This is a genomic window from Lactonifactor longoviformis DSM 17459 (genome assembly GCF_900129135.1).
Lineage (GTDB): Bacteria > Bacillota > Clostridia > Lachnospirales > Lachnospiraceae > Lactonifactor > Lactonifactor longoviformis.
The window spans coordinates 169,781-186,214 of record NZ_FQVI01000001.1; the positions used below are offsets into that span (position 1 = coordinate 169,781).

Sequence of the window (16,434 nt, forward strand, 5' to 3'; positions counted from 1 at the left end):
TTATGAGGCCTGCCTATGCGCGTGTGTGAATTAAAGCAGAAAGAAGTCATAAATGTCTGCACCTGCAAAAGTCTGGGATGCCCTGTGGATTTGGAATTTGACCCGGATTCGGGCTGCATCACCGCAATCATAATACCCGTGCCCGGTAAAATCTGTAATTTGTTCGGACCGGTGAGCGAATTCGTAATTCCATGGAAATGTATTACCCAGATTGGAGAAGACATTATCTTAGTGGAAATACAGGAAGAGAAGTTTTTACATAAGGGATAGCCGATAAATGGTTTCTCCTTCTTTTATTGTCTCCAGTACTTTTATATCTTTCAAATTTTCCAGCGGGACTTTCAGAGGATCCTGATCCAGGATCACCAGATCCGCCTTCTTACCCGGAGACAGCGTCCCCTTTTCTGTCTCCTCAAAATACTGATACGCACCATACACCGTCACTGCCTTCAGAGCAGTTAGGACATCAAGCCGCTCTTCCTTTCCCAGCACACAGCCGTCCTTTGTTCTCCTGTTAACTGCACACCACAGGGTCTCCATCATATCCGGGGAAATGACAGGCGAATCCTGATGAAATGTAAATGGAATCCCCATCCGGGAAGCAGAACCTGCAGGACTAATGTATGCCGCCCGCCTGCTTCCCAGATTCTTAATGTGTGTATCTCCCCAGTGATAGATGTGGGCAATGAAAAAGGAGGGAATCACCTGCAATCTTTTCACCTCTTCCATCTGATCTCTTGCCAGCATCTGGGCATGGATCATCACCGGCCGCAAGGCGGAAAACATTTCCCCCGGCCGGCTTTCCACAGCCCTCACCGCTTTCAGATACTGAGCACAGGCGGCGTCACCATTGCAGTGAGCCAGAAGCTGCATATGGTTCTTTTCCGCCATCCCTGCAGTTTCTTCTACATCAGCCTGCTTCACAGCTGGATATCCACGGTACTCTTTTTCCCCTTCATACGGTTCTCTCAGCCAGGCAGTCCTTCCCTGGGGGGATCCGTCTAAAAATATTTTATACCCGCAGAGCTTAAAGTGGCCCTTGTAGGTGTGCAGATAGCCCGCAAGCTTCCGGGCTATCTCCTCCCCCTTGCCTGCATCGGCATATCCCACCAGATCCAGCTTCAGACAGCCAGACTTCAGAAGTTCTTGGTACAGAGGGAGCATCTCCTCTGTTAGCATCCCCTCCTGTACTGTGGTTATGCCATGGGAAGCATACACTTCCTGGGCACGTATATAGGCGTCTAAAAGCTCCTTTGCAGAGGGGAGAGGTATCTTTTTTAGATACTCCAGGAACGCATTCTCCTCCATATAGCCGGTGAGCTTCCCATCCTTCTTCTCTATTACGCCGCCTTCAGGGACTACTGTATCCGCCCCAATCTCCAACTGTTTCATGGCTGCGGTGTTGAAAATCCCTACATGGCCGGACTGGTGCTGCACTACCATAGGATGTTCCGGTGCTACACGATCAAGAAGCTCCAGACTGGGATGCCTCTTCTCCTCCAGCCGGTTATGGTCATAACCTCTCACAAGAATCCAGCTGCCCTCTGCCGGTTTTCTTGCCTCAAGCTCTTGTTTCAGCGTTTTCTCTATCTCCTTAAAATTGCCGCACGCCTCCAGGGATATCTGCAGCAATCCGTTGGCGACACCTGTGAAATGGCTGTGGGCATCAATAAATCCCGGCAGGAGAGTGTGTCCCTTCAAGTCAATTTTCTCCGGGGCTTCCGCTTTTGCCTCTGCCTCCTTCAGGCTGCCCGCAAAAAGGATTTTCCCGTCCTTTATCAGGACCGCCTCCGCATAAAGTCCATCCTCTTCCATTGTTATGACAGAACCGTGATAAAACAATTTTTCCATCAATATCTTCCCTTTCTCGGTATAACCTTACACCTTTTTGGTTAGTATCTCCGGATTTTTCCCTGGCATTCCCTCAGCGCTTATTCCTGTTTAGATATCCTGCAATCTTTCTGGCATCCTCTATCTCCAAATCCTTTTCCCCTGCCAGAGATTCCAGATGATGAGTCAGTTCATGACGCAGAGTCTCCCTCAGTTTTTTCTTCCAAAGGCTCTCGGAAGACTCAGGGTATAGCGCTGCAAAAGAACCGTAATAGATTGTGATAATTCTTCCCAGATGTGAACTCTTATGATATTGGCCCATAATATACAGATCGTGATTCTGTGCTGCCGGACTCAGCCTGACAGCAGGGCTTAAGTTTACACCACCGTTTAATTCTATGTAATACTCCCCGGGAATCTCCTGTACCAGCTCTTCCAGCAATTCCTGGGCCCTTTCCATGGATACCATGTCTAACCTCCGTCCCTTTGGTTCTTAACAATCGTTATTATGGTATTATACTGTATCCCAAAGATAACTGTCAAAGTATTCTGCGCCGGCTCCTCTCTAAAGGGCTGGGGAATGCGCATCTGCCGCAAACCCAGCCTAAAATTGATCTGTATAGTAAAGTCCCCAGAAAACAAGTCTACCGGAGATAATTTTTCATATTCTTCAGCGCATTTTTTTCCAGCCTGCTCACCTGCGCCTGGGAGATACCGATCTCTTCCGCTACCTCCATCTGTGTCTTCCCCTCATAGAAGCGCAGCTGTACAATATATCTCTCCCTCTCTCCCAGTCTCTTCATCGCCTCTCTGAGAGACAAGTCCTCTATCCAGTTCTCTTCCTTGTTCTTTTTATCACTGATCTGATCCATCACATACAAGGTATCTCCCCCTTCTGTATAGACAGGTTCGTACAGACTCACGGGACTCTGTATGGCATCCAGAGCGTATACGATATCCTCTTTTTCGATCCCAATCTCACTGGCAATCTCATTGATGGTTGGTTCTTTCAGATTCTTTTTCACATAATTCTCTCTGGCATAAATAGCTTTATATGCAATATCCCTGAGGGATCGGCTTACCCGTATGCTGTTGTTGTCCCTCAGGTAACGACGGATCTCACCTATTATCATAGGCACCGCATAAGTAGAGAACTTCACGTTTAAGGTAGTATCAAAATTATCGATTGCCTTTATCAGTCCTATGCAGCCAATCTGAAACAAATCATCTACATTTTCATTGCTTCCCGAAAACCTTTTGATTACACTTAACACTAACCTGAGGTTTCCCTTAATGTACAGTTCTCTGGCTTCTGTATCACCCGCCTTTATTCTCTCAAACAAAGCATCCTTTTCTTCATTTGTCAGAGTAGGAAGCTTTGCCGTATTCACGCCGCATATTTCAACTTTGTTCAGTGCCATAGTAAGAATCCTCCTAATCAGTTTTACTAATTAAAATGATTCTCACAAAGAGATGGAAATATACGATTTCCAAAAAAATATAAAAAATAAAAGCCCTTGACATTTCTTGTCAAGGGCAAACCTCTATTCATATCTGACGATCTCTTTTTTCAGCCTTTTCATAATTCTTTTTTCCAGTCTGGATATGTAAGACTGGGAAATACCCAGAAGATCCGCTACCTCTTTCTGCGTTTTTTCCCTTCCGTCAGGCATATTTATTCCAAAGCGAAGCTTGATAATGGTCTGCTCCCTTGCAGACAATTTTCCGATGGCTTTGCCTAACAGCTTTCGCTCCACTTCATTTTCTATATCCCGGTATATCACATCTTCATCAGTGCCCAGAATGTCAGAGAGAAGCAGCTCATTCCCATCCCAGTCCACATTCAGAGGTTCATCGATAGAGACCTCCATCTTCGTTTTGTTATTTCTTCTCAGATACATCAGAATTTCATTTTCAATACACCTGGATGCATAAGTAGCCAGCTTAATCTTTTTGGTAGGGTTAAAGGTATTAATTGCTTTGATCAGCCCAATGGTGCCGATAGAAATCAAATCCTCCACCCCGACCCCTGTATTATCAAATTTTTTTGCTATATACACTACCAGTCTGAGATTGTGCTCTATCAGTCTGGATCTTGCCTCTTCCCCTCCCGAAGACTGAAGCGCCGCTATCATTTCCGCCTCTGACTGGGCATCCAGAGGCGCCGGCAGCACCTCAGCACCTCCGATATAGTGAATTTCTTTTCCTCTTGAAAATATAATGTTCGAAAATCCCAGCATAGGGAACCGAACTTGTTTTTGCACAGCTGTGTCCATATACATAAGAAACCTCCTCAATTGTCTATGATTTTTGGATTAATAATCATTTGAAATTTATTGCCCTGTGACAGTTTATCACCTGTCAAGGCCACCACCGGCCGTTGAATCAGCTTACTGTCGCTATCCAAAGAAACACACAGGATATCCAGAGTCACTGCCAGGAGCAAGCCCTGTTCTTTCCCAACAGAATGGTACAGGACATAATGGGGATGCATCTTTTCTACCGCATCTCCACTCTCCCCAAACTGCATCATATTCTGCAGCTGCATATCCTGTTCCTCACTCAGAAGTTTTTTCACCGCCTGGTACTCTACTACAGATACAGGTTTATGAGTCACCGTATCCTGCAGATGATTTCCTGTGTCGTAAAGTCCTTTTACCCTCTCACATTTCCCATTGACATAAAGAGATATGTCGTAGATTTCCGATACCTTAGCTTTCAGGTATCCGTAGAGTCTTATTCCTATGATAATTGCCCAGTAGCTTACTATACTAAGAAATAAAAACGTCCGAATTCCTACTGCACCAGGACTTTCTCCCAACAGTATTTCTCTTGCCCAGTTTCCCAGTCTGGTAGTCTCCAGAAGCGCCTGTATCAGGCCCCCCGCCAGAAAGGCAGCAAGATATAATGTAAGTACTCCCCGAACCATACGTTTTATCCCTTTGCAGCCACATCCCACCCGAACCATCAAGATACCGATAAACCCATGCATAAACAGCAAAATTATCCATATACTTCTAAAGGGCAGTAAGACCGCCAGGCACATACCCGCCGCACCGATCGCGCTTCCCGCAAGGCTTCTGAGGCATGTGGCAGAGCCTCCCAAAAGCCTGTTTACCAGACGCAGCAAAAAGTAGTCCATTACCATATTCACCACAAACAGAACGTCTATGTATATTTCATAGTACACAAAACACCCCCTATAACCTATGAATGCGTACTTATTGGAATAAGCACTGTTCATTATAGGTGATAGAGGGTGTTAATTTTGTCAAAACCACAGCCTGAACTTAAAAATCTTATCGACAGTATTGATGGATATTCGCCAGCAGTCCGCGCAGTTCTTCCACAGGTATCTGCCCGGGTGCAGACGCCTGTCCCATACTGCCGAAGGTGATAGCGGAACCGAAGACAGCGCCGCAGATACGGCTCAAAGCTCCCTTTTGGCCCATAGACATGGTAACCACCGGCTTTTTTGTCTTCCCTTTTACTTCATTAGTTGCACACAAAATTTTCAGCAAATCCCCTTCATCTTTTGGCATGGCGGCCAATTTTACAATATCCGCCCCAACCGCATCCATCTGCATAAGCCGCCGGATGATCTCATCCTTTTCAGGGGTTTCCTGGAAATTATGGGAGGATCCTACCACTTTTACTCCCAAACCATGGAGCTCCCTTATCAGTCTTTTCGACATTTCCGGATCTTTGCAGCATTCAACATCCACAAGATCCACTTTTTTGGTCTCTGCCGCCATAAGATTTAATCTTCTGTAGCTGTCCGGTTCCATGGTTCTCTCTCCTCCTTCCTCCCTGCTTCGGAACGTAAAGAGAAGGGGAATCCCTTTCAGGCGCATCTCCACCCCATTTAGAACTTCTCTCACGCGCTCCGGACAATCTATCTCCTGAAAAAAATCACAGCGCCACTCTGCAAGGTCAGGGGAGGTCTCTGCTATCTTATCCGCTTCATCAAAAATCTTTTTCCAGGTGTCCCCTACTATAGGGACGCATATTTTAGGGATCCCTTCCCCGATTCTAAGTTTTTTCACACATACTATATCCGTCATTTCCACATACGACCTCCTGAATCAATTCTGATGCCATTATAGCACGCATCCAGACAGGCGTCCAACATTTGAATCACTTGACAGCCGCCCAATCCTAAACTAAGATATTCACATAATACAAACGGAGGATCATTTACATATGAATACAACACCAGATTATATACCCATTACAGGCCATACCCGTCTGACCGCCCTTTTGGGAAGCCCTGTAACCCACAGTATCTCACCCTTAATGCACAATGAAAGCTTCCGCCTTCTGGGATTAGACTACGTATACCTATGTTTTGACGTCAAAGAAGACACCCTTGAGGAAGCTGTCCGCGGACTCCGCCAGACCGGCATCCGGGGTTTTAACCTCACAATGCCTAACAAAAATAAAATTGTTCAACTGGCTGACAGGCTCTCTCTGTCCGTGCAGCTCATAGGAGCCGCCAACACCATTGTAAACGATAATGGGATTCTCACTGCATACAATACGGACGGCTATGGCTTTATGCAGTCCGTAAAGGATGCCGGCCATGAAATCACAGGCAAAACCATGACGCTCATGGGAATCGGCGGCGCCGCCGCCGCAATCTGTGCCCAGGCGGCTCTGGACGGAGTAAAAAAAATACACATATTCGCACGCCCTACCAGCCGCTTCTGGAACCGCACAGAGGATATGATTAAAAAAATCCATCAAAAAACTGCCTGTACCGTCATTCTTCATGAAAACGAGGATCTCCCTGCACTAAAAAAAGCGCTGGAAGAAAGCGCTCTTCTGGTAAATGCTACCTCCGTAGGCATGGCTCCGCATACCGGAAATTCCATTATTGAAGACGCCTCACTTCTGACGCCCCATCTGGCAGTGGGCGATATCATTTATAACCCCAGGGAAACCAAACTGCTATCCATGGCAAGAGAGCGGGGGTGCCCAACCTTTAACGGCATGTATATGCTGCTGTACCAGGGTGCCGAGGCCTTTAAATTGTGGACCGGCAGGGAGATGCCGGTGGATGTGATAAAAGAAAAATATTTTTCCGAGTGATAGTTTTGTGTAATTGTTTTGTGTATGTAAAGCTCGAATAAAATAGTTGGCAAGTGTCACGGACGGACGGTAAAGGGAGGCGGTCATGGGGGCATGGTAAGGGAGGGTACTTCTATCTGCTTGCTACTGCGTTTCTCCTCAGCTAACCGCCTAGCCGTTCACTAAGAAGCTCAGGAAAGCCTTCGCTCCTAAGTGACCGCTGGCAGTGGATCTTCGGACGCACTCCGTAGTCTGCACAGATAGAAGTACCCTCCCTTACCATGCCCCCATGACCGCCTCCCTTTACCTGGCAGATACTCACATCACATTCACGGAAAACGGGTGGGGAAGGTCGGGAGTTGTACACTTTTCATCCTGCTTAGCACTATTATTAGCTCGATGTTTGGGATAAATCTACCTCCGGAATCCAGTCCTTCCTTCAGCCCAGCCAGCCTGCTGCCGCGGGATTTCTCTCACCGTCCCCCCCTGCCCCCATACCTTTCGACAGGAAAGTCTTAAGCTTAGGAAGATAAATCCTACGTTATCATCCCACTAAAACTAAAAAAGACTGCCGCATGTCACACGGCAGTCTCTCCCAATTATTTATTTCTGTTCTTCAGGAAATCCGGAATCTGAATATCCTTTTTAGGTACATTACTTGTAGTAGGCGCCTGATTCGGCTGCAGCGGCGATGTAAAGGTAGGCTGCGTGAATGTAGGCTGTGTAAATACCGGCTGCTGTACTGGCTGTTGAACCGGCTGCTGGTTAAATGCAGGCTGATTAAAAGTCGGCTGTTTGAACGCCGGCGCTTTCTGCTGCTGTTGCTGTGCATTCTTCTGTTCTGCGCTTCTCTTTGCATTTCTGGATACACTGGCAGTTCTTGTGGTAGCGTCATCCAATCCGGTCGCAATAACCGTAATCCTTGCGTAATCTGCCTCTTTATCATCGTACATAGCACCGAAGATAATGTTCGCGTCCTCCCCTGCCAGTTCCTGCACATAGCTTGCCGCATCATTGGCATCCATAAGAGAGATATCTCCGGAGATATTGATAATCACGTGGGAAGCACCTTCGATTGTGGTCTCCAGAAGTGGGCTGGCAACTGCCTGCTGTACTGCCTCCAGAGCCTTCTCATCGCCTTTTGACTCACCAATACCAATATGAGCCACACCTTTGTCTGTCATAACCGTCTGTACATCGGCAAAGTCAAGGTTAATCAGGGCTGGGAGGTTAATCAGGTCTGTAATGCCCTGCACTGCCTGCTGCAGCACCTCATCCGCCTTTCTCAGAGCCTCCGGCATCGTAGTACGGCGATCTACGATCTCCAGCAATTTATCATTGGGAATTACTATTAAGGTATCCACATGGTCTTTTAACTTTTCAATTCCTGACAGGGCATTGCTCATACGTGTCTTAGCTTCAAAGCGGAAAGGTTTCGTTACAACACCTACTGTAAGGATTCCCATCTCTTTCGCCAATCCGGCAACGATCGGTGCCGCACCGGTTCCTGTGCCGCCTCCCATACCGCAAGTTACAAATACCATATCCGCACCCTGCATGACCTGTCTCAGCTCTTCTACGCTTTCTTCTGCTGCCTTTTCACCGATCTCCGGCTTCGCGCCTGCTCCCAGACCCTTTGTCAGCTTTTCACCGATCTGAAGAACGGTGGGTGCCTTACATAAAGTAAGGGCTTGTTTATCTGTATTGACTCCTACGAATTCTACTCCGCCGATGGTTTCTTCCACCATCCTGTTGACTGCATTATTTCCAGCGCCACCTACACCAATTACTATGATTTTTGCAGATGATTCCGCCTCGTTCGTCATAATTTCTAACAAAGTGCTTCCTCCTTTAAACTACCCTCGTATAATTTTAACCCTTCAAAAATGGATTGTCGTATTAGTTCCTGTGATGCTTGCATATAGATATATAATATATTTTTTTCATCAATTTATCAACCACAAATTTCGATTTTTCCTTTTTTTTATAATTTATTCTTTTTTATGACATATTTCGTTCTTAATCTGTGGAATCTGCCTCTATGGTTTTGTCTTTTTCCCCGGAATCCGGGCTGTCCTCGTCAGAATCCGACGTCTCATCTTTCTCGAAGGTAACGTTTTTTGCATCATTGGTTATATTTTCCAGGTGCAGCAGTCCCTTCTTCCCCTCCAGATACGGAAGAATAGCCGCAAGATGAGTAACCTTTTCTTCCAGATAGCTGTCTTCTCCCATAGTCACCTGTATATCCCCATAATATAAGGTAATATTATATTTTTTATCCAGTACTATCCTGTCTGGTTCTATCTCATTTTTCGCAATCATACGGCTCAAACTCAGGATTGTATTAAAAATTTCTTCGTTGTCTATGGGAAGCTTGTCCTTTAGAGCCACATGATCGAATTCCAGTCCTTCAATATAGGGGACCCCATCCAAAGGTTCCACGGTACTTTCTGCAATAATTCCCTTTTTATCAAAGTACATGTACCCATCCAGAAAGGGTACATAGCCAATGAGCTCCTTTTCCACTACATGGATGGCTATTTTATTGGGTGACAGCCGTTCCACTGTAATGGTTTGAATAAAGGGAGTATCTTTTGTATTTTCCTCTATATCTGTCATTGGAAATAATATAGAGTTGGATTTAAAAGGTCCCTTCATGACCATCTTTCGGACTTCCTTTTCTGTGTAATGGTGATTGCCGTCCACTTCTATCTCCGTAATCCGAAAGCAGACAAAAAAAGCAATCACACTTAACAGTATAATTCCCAGAATGCCGGCCACAACGATGCGAAATATTTTTTTATCAATCTTTTTTCTGTATTGTGATTCCTTCATACCAATCCCCTTTAGTCTCTCCGGATATTGCCTCCCAAAGATGCCAGGTCATCGCATATATGCTCGTATCCCCGCTCAATGAAATGTCTGTTGTTAATATAAGTAGTTCCACAGGCTCCTAATCCGGCAATTACCAGGGCAGCACCCCCTCTGAGTTCCTGGGCAAACACTTGCGCGCCCTGAAGGCAGGGTACTCCTTCAATAATAGCATCTCTGCCGTCAATTACAATTCTCGCCCCCATCTTTGTCAGCTGGGAAGCCACTTTAAATCTGTCCTCGAATACAGTCTCTCTGATATGGCTCCTTCCGGGCACTGATGCCAGCACAGCCATCAGCGGGGACTGCATATCCGTGGGGAATCCTGGATAAACCTGGGTTTCCAAATAGGAAACAGGCGTATCCACCTTTCTGCCGCACAGAAACAGTTTACCACCTTTTACTTCATATTGTCCACCCATTTTCTCGTAAGCCTCCAGCAAGGCATCCATTTCTTCTATTGGGGGATTTTCTAAGACAATGTCTCCCCTGGTCGCGGCACAGGCGCATACATAGGTGCCCGCCACAATCCGATCTGCGGGTATATCAAATTCCACTTCATGCAGGGCACTGACACCCCGGATCAGCAGAGTATCTGTACCGGTACCCTCTATTCTTGCACCCATTTGGTTTAGAAAACGGCACAGCCATACTACTTCCGGTTCTGCCGCACATCCGGAGAGTCTGGTATCTCCCTTGGCTTTCACGGCAGCCAAAAGTGCATTCTGTGTCGCACCTACACTTGCCTTCTTGAAGAAGATGTCCGCTCCCTTTAATTCTTTCGCAGTTACATGCAGTATTCCGTCTATTTCTTCTATGGCGGCTCCCAGTCTGGCTAATGCCAGAAGATGCAGGTTAATAGGTCTGGAACCTATCACACAGCCTCCCGGATAGGGAATATTAGCTTTTCCCATCCTTCCAAGAAGGCTCCCCATGACGACCACAGAGGAGCGCATTTTTTCCCCATACTCTCTGGGTATCTCTGTACCTGTGACAGAGGTGCTGTCGATATACAGTGTATCCCCCTCCCACCACACAAGTGCCCCCAGAGACCTGAGTATTTCTTCCATATATTTTACATCTGCTATTCTTGGGCAGCCCTTCAGCGCGCAGATACCTTCCTGCAACAGAGTGGCTGCCATCATAGGCAACGCTGCATTTTTGGAACCCTGTATAGCAATGGAACCCTGAAGTGGTTTTCCTCCCACGATTCTGATACTGTCCAACCAATACACTCCTATTTGCTCTTATATACTATAGTATGCAGGGTTCCTCAAAGGGTTACTTTTGATAACGGCTGACCGACAGCGCCAGCCCCATCTCACTTAAGAGAAACAGCACAGAGGTACCTCCATAGCTGATAAAGGGAAGGGTAATGCCTGTGTTGGGAATTGTATTAGTAACTACCGCTATATTCAAAATTACCTGGATCGCCATATGCCCCATAATGCCAATCGCTATCAATGCTCCCAGCAGATCTGTGGCATGAGTGGCAATTACCATCAACCGCCAGATCAAGAGCCCAAATACGAGAATCAGAATACAGGCCCCCACCAGCCCCGTCTCCTCGCAGATAATGGAAAAAATCATATCATTCTGGGCCTCCGGCACGAAGCCAAGCTTCTGGAGACTGCTCCCCAGACCTTTCCCAAAGATACCCCCGCTTCCAATGGCATAAAGTCCCTGGATGGTCTGAAAGCCTTTGTCGTATTTTTCAGGATCTCTCCAGATAGCCAGCCGCTCCAGGCGGTAGCTCTCCATGCTGAGAAAGATTCCCACAAATGCAATCCCCAGCCCCCCGATCCATATAAAGGGCAGGTACTTGGGATTGGATACAAAAATTAAAATTACGGCTATACCCAATATAATAATAGCCGTACTTAAATTGTTTGTGCCTACCAGACCTACAATAGGAAGAATTAGGAGCATGATCTTTCCCATGGAGAGCAGACCGTTCTTTTTACTTTTCGAATTACTGATAACATATGCAAGAAGCAGGATCACTGCTACTTTTGCAAATTCAGCGGGCTGGAAGGAAAGAGGACCTATGGACAGCCACCGCTTCGAACCATTGTACTCATCCCCGAAGAATAGTACCGCCAGGGAAAGCAGAAGAGAAGCCAGATATCCCCAGGGGGCGTATTTTGCCAGCCAATGATAATCCACACAGGAACTTATGTACATCCCCAAAAGTCCCAGAGCGGTTGCAAAAAGCTGTTTCTTAAAATAATAGGCGGGATCATCGAATTTCACCCGCCCATTATATGCACTTGTACTATATAAAATGATTAATCCAAACACTACCAGAAACAAAACCAAGATCAGCAGAAGCTCATCTGCCTGGCGCTTGGGTTCTGTGTCTTTCTGCAAGCAATCACTTCCTGTCTGCCGCGGACCGGGAAAGCCCCGCCGCAGTTCCATATCCTTACTTACAGTGTATGTACGTATTCCTTAAACATATTCCCTCTTTGTTCATAATTGTCAAACTGCCCCCAGCTGGCGCAGGCAGGTGAGAGGAGAACTGCATCCCCGGGATTAGCCTTTTGTGCACAGATTTTTACTGCCTCCTCCAGGTCTTTGGCCAGGATAGTGTCTGTAAAACCACATGCATGGGCAGCCCTCTCAATCTTTTCCCTTGTCTGTCCGATGAGTACCAGATAGCGCACCTTTCCCTCAAAGGACCGGATCCAGTCTTCGTAGGAAGAGTTCTTGTCGTAACCCCCGCCAATCAGAAGAGTCGGCCGGTTCATCGCCTGAACCCCTTTAATGGCAGCATCCGGGTTGGTCCCTTTGGAGTCGTTATAGTACCGGACACCATTTTTTTCGGTCACAAACTCAATTCTATGCTCCACTGCCGTAAAAGCGCAGATACTTTTCCGAATGCTCTCTACAGGAACACCTGCATGATAAGCTATAGCCACAGCAGCCATTACATTTTCATAGTTATGCTGTCCAAGAAGCTGAAGTTCCTGAGTTTTAACAACAGATATCTCCTCCTTGTCCGTCTTCAGCACAATCCTGTCCCCATCCAGGTAAATCCCTCTGTCAAGTTTGCGCACACTGGAAAAAAAGCAGGGAGAGGGCTTCATACATCCCGCAAATTCCCGGAGAACCTCATCCTCATAATTCAGTACGCACACATCCTCCGGTCTCTGGTTTGCTGTGATCAGCTCCTTCACACGTATGTATTCCTCCATTGTGTGATGACGGTTCAGATGATCCTCGGTAATATTCAGAATCGCACTTACTTTTGGTGCAAAGGTTTCTGTAGTCTCCAGCTGAAAGCTGCTTATCTCGGCTACAACAAAGCTTTCCTCCTTGGTTTCCAAAGCCACTGATGTGTAAGGCGTTCCTATATTCCCCACAACAAATACACTGGATGCATAGTCCCTCATTATGGCCCCTGTTAACGCCGTTGTTGTAGTCTTTCCATTCGTTCCTGTAATAGCCAGTACCGAGCCTCTGCCTACCTGGTACGCCAGTTCCACCTCTCCCCATACGGGAATTCCCCTGTCTTTTGCCCGCTCTGCCACAGGAATATCCAATGGGACGCCAGGGCTCATGATAACCGCGTCAAAGGTTTGCAGTAATTCCTCCGGCATGTCTCCAATCTGCACCTGTGCTTTGCTGCCCTTTGGAAGTTTTGCTTCTATCTGTGCTTTATCCAGTTTCTCATTCCCGTCATACAGCACAACACCGGCACCCACATCCTCCAGCAGACGGGCCGCACCCATGCCGCTGATTCCCGTACCAAATACCATTACCTTTTTGCCATTCCAATTCATACTCCTTATTTCCTTTCTTCTTATCCTTTTCCCTGTCAGGAAATTGTCATTCCATACCGTTCTTATCTAAAGTGCAAGAAACCCAATCAGGCAGAGGAGGGCAGTTACAATTGAGAATACAGCCACCACCCTAGTCTCCGACCATCCGCACAATTCAAAATGATGGTGAATGGGTGCCATCTTAAAAATACGTTTTCCGCCCGTTGCCTTATAATAGGATACCTGAAGCATCACCGACAGTACCTCCACCAGATAAATCAGTCCCACAATAGGGATAAACAGCGGCATCTGAAGCATATAGGCGGTTCCGGCCACAAATCCTCCCAGGGCAAGGGAACCCGTATCCCCCATAAAAACCCTGGCCGGGAATACATTAAAAAGCAAAAATCCCATCAAGCTTCCCACCACCGCGCAGGTAATGGGCTCAATTCCGCTTTTATCTCCGATGGCTACCACCGAGAAAAAGGTAGCCACCATAATGGTTACGCTGGATGCCAATCCGTCCAGACCGTCGGTAAAGTTCACTCCGTTTACGGTACCGATTACCGCAAGGAACAAAAGAGGAATCGCCAGCCATTCAATATTCCAGTAATGCCCTCTCCAGAAAGGGATTCTCATAGTCAGAGAAACATCCGTAAAGTTGAGCACATAAAACGTAAAAACAGCGGTTACTACCAGCTGAAGAGCAAACTTTTGGGACGGCATCAGTCCGTCAGACCGCCGCAGCACCACTTTCAGATAATCATCCAAAAACCCAATGATTCCAAATCCCAGCGTCAAAAATAGGATAGGAATAATCTTTGGGTAGTCCTTTACATACAGCAGTGAGGTCACCACTGTTGAAAGCAGGAAGATAAGTCCTCCCATCGTGGGGGTACCCGCTTTTTTTAAATGGGACTGTACGCCGTCGATCCGTTCCGTTTGCCCCATCTTCAGTTTTCTGAGATAAGGAATGATAATCGGTCCCAGCAATGCACTGATCGCAAAGGCAATCAGCACAGGAAATACCATTTTAGCATCCATCCTAATACACCTCATTCACATTCTTTTGTTTTATTCTCGTCTAGTATATAGCTTTTCTTCTTATTTATCAACCTTCAACCCCAAGATACGGGAGAATATTCTCGAAGATTTCTTTCATTACAGGCGCCGCTATTGTCCCTCCATAATATACTCCCTGGGGATCATGGATAACGATTAAGCCCAGCACCTGGGGATTATCTGTTGGAGTAAATCCCAAAAATGATGAGATATAACGGTTTGCGCTTCTGGGAAGCGTCTGGGAGGTGGCAGTCTTCCCTCCGATGGTTCTGCCCTCGATGTAAGCATTCTTCCCGGAACCTCCGGATACTACATTTTCCAGAATATACTGCATGGTCTCAGAGGTTTCCTGGGATACGATATGTTTCTTTTTTTCATAGGCAAGTGTCTCGATCAGCTTGCCGTCATCGTCCCTTACCTCAACTCCAAAATGAGGTGTCACCCTGGTCCCTCCATTGATGATGGAGCTTACTGTGGTTGCCAGCTGTATGGGTGTTATCTGGAAAGACTGTCCGAAGGATATGGTGGCAAGCTCTACCTGCCCTACATTCTTCTTCTGGTGCATAATAGTGGCAGCCTCACCGGGAAGATCGATACCGGTCTTCTCCATCAGCCCAAACTGTTTAAAATACTTATAATAATTATCCACACCCAGACGGAGTCCCACTTCAATAAATACAGGGTTGCAGGAATTCATAGCCCCCTGAAGAAATGTCTCACCGCCGTGGCCGGTCCGTTTATGGCAGTGGATCCGCCGATCCTCCACCACCTTATATCCTGGGCAGGAAAAGGTGTCATTGAGGGTTACTACTCCTTCTTCCAGGCCTGCTGCCGCAGTAATTATCTTAAACGTAGAGCCCGGTTCATAGGTATCGTTTATGCACAGGTTCCGCCACATACCATTCCAGGCATCTTGTTTTTCTTTATCCGTCATCCCTGAGGTGTCTTCCGACGTATTCAATTTGAAGGGCTCGTTCAAATCAAATTCCGGTGTATTGACCATTGCCAGTATCTCACCGTTCTGGGGATTCATAAGCAGGATTGATACAGCGTCCGCCTGCTTCTGCTCCATAACCTTTTTCGCTGCCTGCTCTGCGTACATCTGAACATTTCTGTCCAGGCTGATATGGAGATTGTATCCAGACACAGGGTCCACCCGGCTCTCCCCGATTTCATCCAGTTCTACCCCTCTGGCATCTGTCGTCGTCAGAATCTTTCCGTCTATTCCCTTAAGAACGTCCTCATACATAACCTCCAGGCCTATAATCCCCTGATTATCTCCCCCTGTAAAGCCCAGTACCTTTGAAGCCAGAGTGTCATAGGGATAATAGCGTTTAAAATCCTCATCAACCTTCACACCATCCAACCCATAATTTCGAATTCTGTCTCCCACTTCCTTTTCCACATTTGTTTTTACCCGTTCAATAGAGGAAACCTTTTCAACTCTTTTTCGTGCTGTCTCTTCATCCAGTCCCAGTTCTTTTTGAAGCATGGCAATTACAGCATCCTTGTCTGTAATTTGGCTATGGATGACAGATATTGTACAAACCGTCTTGTTTGCAGCAAGTACTGTGCCATTGGCATCTATGATCTTGCCTCTGGCCGCTTTAATATCCCTCTCCCTCTCATGCAGCTCTTCTGCCTTTTTCGCATAATAATCTGACTGAAATACCATCAAATACACCATCCTGCCCACCAGACCCAAAAGCATACAGATACAGGCAGCAAACACAATCACTGTTTTCTTCTTATGATAGGTTCTATTCTTCTTCAACTCGCCCTACCGTCCAAACCTTATCCCTACAATCTATGGAGAAAAAGTTCCAGTTATTCCGTT

The 16,434-nt window shown here is 46.6% G+C and carries 15 protein-coding genes; 2 read left to right on the forward strand and 13 right to left on the reverse strand.

Translation table 11 applies throughout. The annotated features are described in order from the left end of the window. The first annotated feature begins 15 nt into the window (after positions 1-15). Positions 16-270, forward strand: coding sequence for a YlmC/YmxH family sporulation protein (locus tag BUA56_RS00675; RefSeq protein ID WP_072848256.1), 255 nt, complete (start codon positions 16-18; stop codon positions 268-270). On the opposite strand, the gene BUA56_RS00680 is transcribed toward BUA56_RS00675, so the two are convergent. The 6 genes from BUA56_RS00680 to aroD form a co-directional block, all read right to left on the reverse strand. Next, positions 256-1,851: an amidohydrolase gene (locus BUA56_RS00680; protein ID WP_154256378.1), complete on the reverse strand. Its 1,596-nt coding sequence runs from the start codon at positions 1,849-1,851 to the stop codon at positions 256-258. The two genes, BUA56_RS00675 and BUA56_RS00680, sit on opposite strands and share 15 nt — an antisense overlap. A 73-nt stretch (positions 1,852-1,924) precedes the next feature. Further along, the gene (locus BUA56_RS00685) at positions 1,925-2,299 is read right to left on the reverse strand and encodes a metallopeptidase family protein (protein WP_072848259.1); all 375 of its coding nucleotides are present in this window, start codon (positions 2,297-2,299) and stop codon (positions 1,925-1,927) included. A gap of 175 nt (positions 2,300-2,474) precedes the next feature. Beyond that, entirely contained in the window at positions 2,475-3,251 is a 777-nt protein-coding gene (gene sigG / locus BUA56_RS00690; protein ID WP_072848260.1) for an RNA polymerase sporulation sigma factor SigG, read from the reverse strand. Between the two features lie 123 nt (positions 3,252-3,374). Then, the gene (sigE, locus tag BUA56_RS00695; protein WP_341443331.1) at positions 3,375-4,070 is read right to left on the reverse strand and encodes an RNA polymerase sporulation sigma factor SigE; all 696 of its coding nucleotides are present in this window, start codon (positions 4,068-4,070) and stop codon (positions 3,375-3,377) included. A 53-nt stretch (positions 4,071-4,123) separates the two neighbouring features. Continuing rightward, positions 4,124-5,020 (reverse strand): sigma-E processing peptidase SpoIIGA, encoded by an 897-nt coding sequence (locus tag BUA56_RS00700; RefSeq protein WP_072848263.1) that lies wholly within the window; start codon positions 5,018-5,020, stop codon positions 4,124-4,126. A gap of 109 nt (positions 5,021-5,129) precedes the next feature. Continuing rightward, positions 5,130-5,894: a type I 3-dehydroquinate dehydratase gene (aroD, locus tag BUA56_RS00705; protein WP_072848735.1), complete on the reverse strand. Its 765-nt coding sequence runs from the start codon at positions 5,892-5,894 to the stop codon at positions 5,130-5,132. 139 nt (positions 5,895-6,033) lie between these two features. Here aroD and aroE point away from each other — a divergent pair, with 139 nt between their 5' ends. Further along, entirely contained in the window at positions 6,034-6,921 is an 888-nt protein-coding gene (gene aroE, locus BUA56_RS00710; RefSeq protein ID WP_187143934.1) for a shikimate dehydrogenase, read from the forward strand. Between the two features lie 578 nt (positions 6,922-7,499). Here the strand turns inward: aroE and ftsZ are convergent. The 7 genes from ftsZ to BUA56_RS00745 form a co-directional block, all read right to left on the reverse strand. Next, on the reverse strand, positions 7,500-8,738 hold the full coding sequence (ftsZ, locus tag BUA56_RS00715) for a cell division protein FtsZ (protein ID WP_341443305.1): 1,239 nt from the start codon (positions 8,736-8,738) through the stop codon (positions 7,500-7,502). 181 nt (positions 8,739-8,919) lie between these two features. Further along, complete coding sequence (locus BUA56_RS00720; protein ID WP_072848265.1) at positions 8,920-9,735, reverse strand: cell division protein FtsQ/DivIB; 816 nt, start codon at positions 9,733-9,735, stop codon at positions 8,920-8,922. An 11-nt stretch (positions 9,736-9,746) separates the two neighbouring features. Continuing rightward, entirely contained in the window at positions 9,747-10,997 is a 1,251-nt protein-coding gene (murA, locus tag BUA56_RS00725; protein ID WP_072848266.1) for a UDP-N-acetylglucosamine 1-carboxyvinyltransferase, read from the reverse strand. Between the two features lie 55 nt (positions 10,998-11,052). Then, positions 11,053-12,141, reverse strand: coding sequence for an FtsW/RodA/SpoVE family cell cycle protein (locus BUA56_RS00730; RefSeq protein WP_226902877.1), 1,089 nt, complete (start codon positions 12,139-12,141; stop codon positions 11,053-11,055). 59 nt (positions 12,142-12,200) lie between these two features. Beyond that, complete coding sequence (murD, locus tag BUA56_RS00735) at positions 12,201-13,556, reverse strand: UDP-N-acetylmuramoyl-L-alanine--D-glutamate ligase (protein WP_072848269.1); 1,356 nt, start codon at positions 13,554-13,556, stop codon at positions 12,201-12,203. A 66-nt stretch (positions 13,557-13,622) separates the two neighbouring features. Continuing rightward, entirely contained in the window at positions 13,623-14,579 is a 957-nt protein-coding gene (gene mraY, locus BUA56_RS00740) for a phospho-N-acetylmuramoyl-pentapeptide-transferase (protein WP_072848270.1), read from the reverse strand. A gap of 67 nt (positions 14,580-14,646) precedes the next feature. Beyond that, positions 14,647-16,371, reverse strand: a complete 1,725-nt coding sequence (locus tag BUA56_RS00745; protein ID WP_072848271.1) for a peptidoglycan D,D-transpeptidase FtsI family protein — start codon at positions 16,369-16,371, stop codon at positions 14,647-14,649. Positions 16,372-16,434: the final 63 nt, after the last annotated feature.

What these genes read in the sequence shown, in the direction of transcription:
- BUA56_RS00675 (WP_072848256.1), top strand. Translation starts at nt 16, where the DNA reads ATGCGCGTGTGTGAATTAAAGCAGAAAGAAGTCATAAATGTCTGCACC.
- BUA56_RS00680 (WP_154256378.1), bottom strand. Translation starts at nt 1,851, where the DNA reads ATGGAAAAATTGTTTTATCACGGTTCTGTCATAACAATGGAAGAGGAT.
- BUA56_RS00685 (WP_072848259.1), bottom strand. Translation starts at nt 2,299, where the DNA reads ATGGTATCCATGGAAAGGGCCCAGGAATTGCTGGAAGAGCTGGTACAG.
- sigG (WP_072848260.1), bottom strand. Translation starts at nt 3,251, where the DNA reads ATGGCACTGAACAAAGTTGAAATATGCGGCGTGAATACGGCAAAGCTT.
- sigE (WP_341443331.1), bottom strand. Translation starts at nt 4,070, where the DNA reads ATGCTGGGATTTTCGAACATTATATTTTCAAGAGGAAAAGAAATTCAC.
- aroD (WP_072848735.1), bottom strand. Translation starts at nt 5,894, where the DNA reads ATGACGGATATAGTATGTGTGAAAAAACTTAGAATCGGGGAAGGGATC.
- aroE (WP_187143934.1), top strand. Translation starts at nt 6,034, where the DNA reads ATGAATACAACACCAGATTATATACCCATTACAGGCCATACCCGTCTG.
- BUA56_RS00720 (WP_072848265.1), bottom strand. Translation starts at nt 9,735, where the DNA reads ATGAAGGAATCACAATACAGAAAAAAGATTGATAAAAAAATATTTCGC.
- murD (WP_072848269.1), bottom strand. Translation starts at nt 13,556, where the DNA reads ATGAATTGGAATGGCAAAAAGGTAATGGTATTTGGTACGGGAATCAGC.
- mraY (WP_072848270.1), bottom strand. Translation starts at nt 14,579, where the DNA reads ATGGATGCTAAAATGGTATTTCCTGTGCTGATTGCCTTTGCGATCAGT.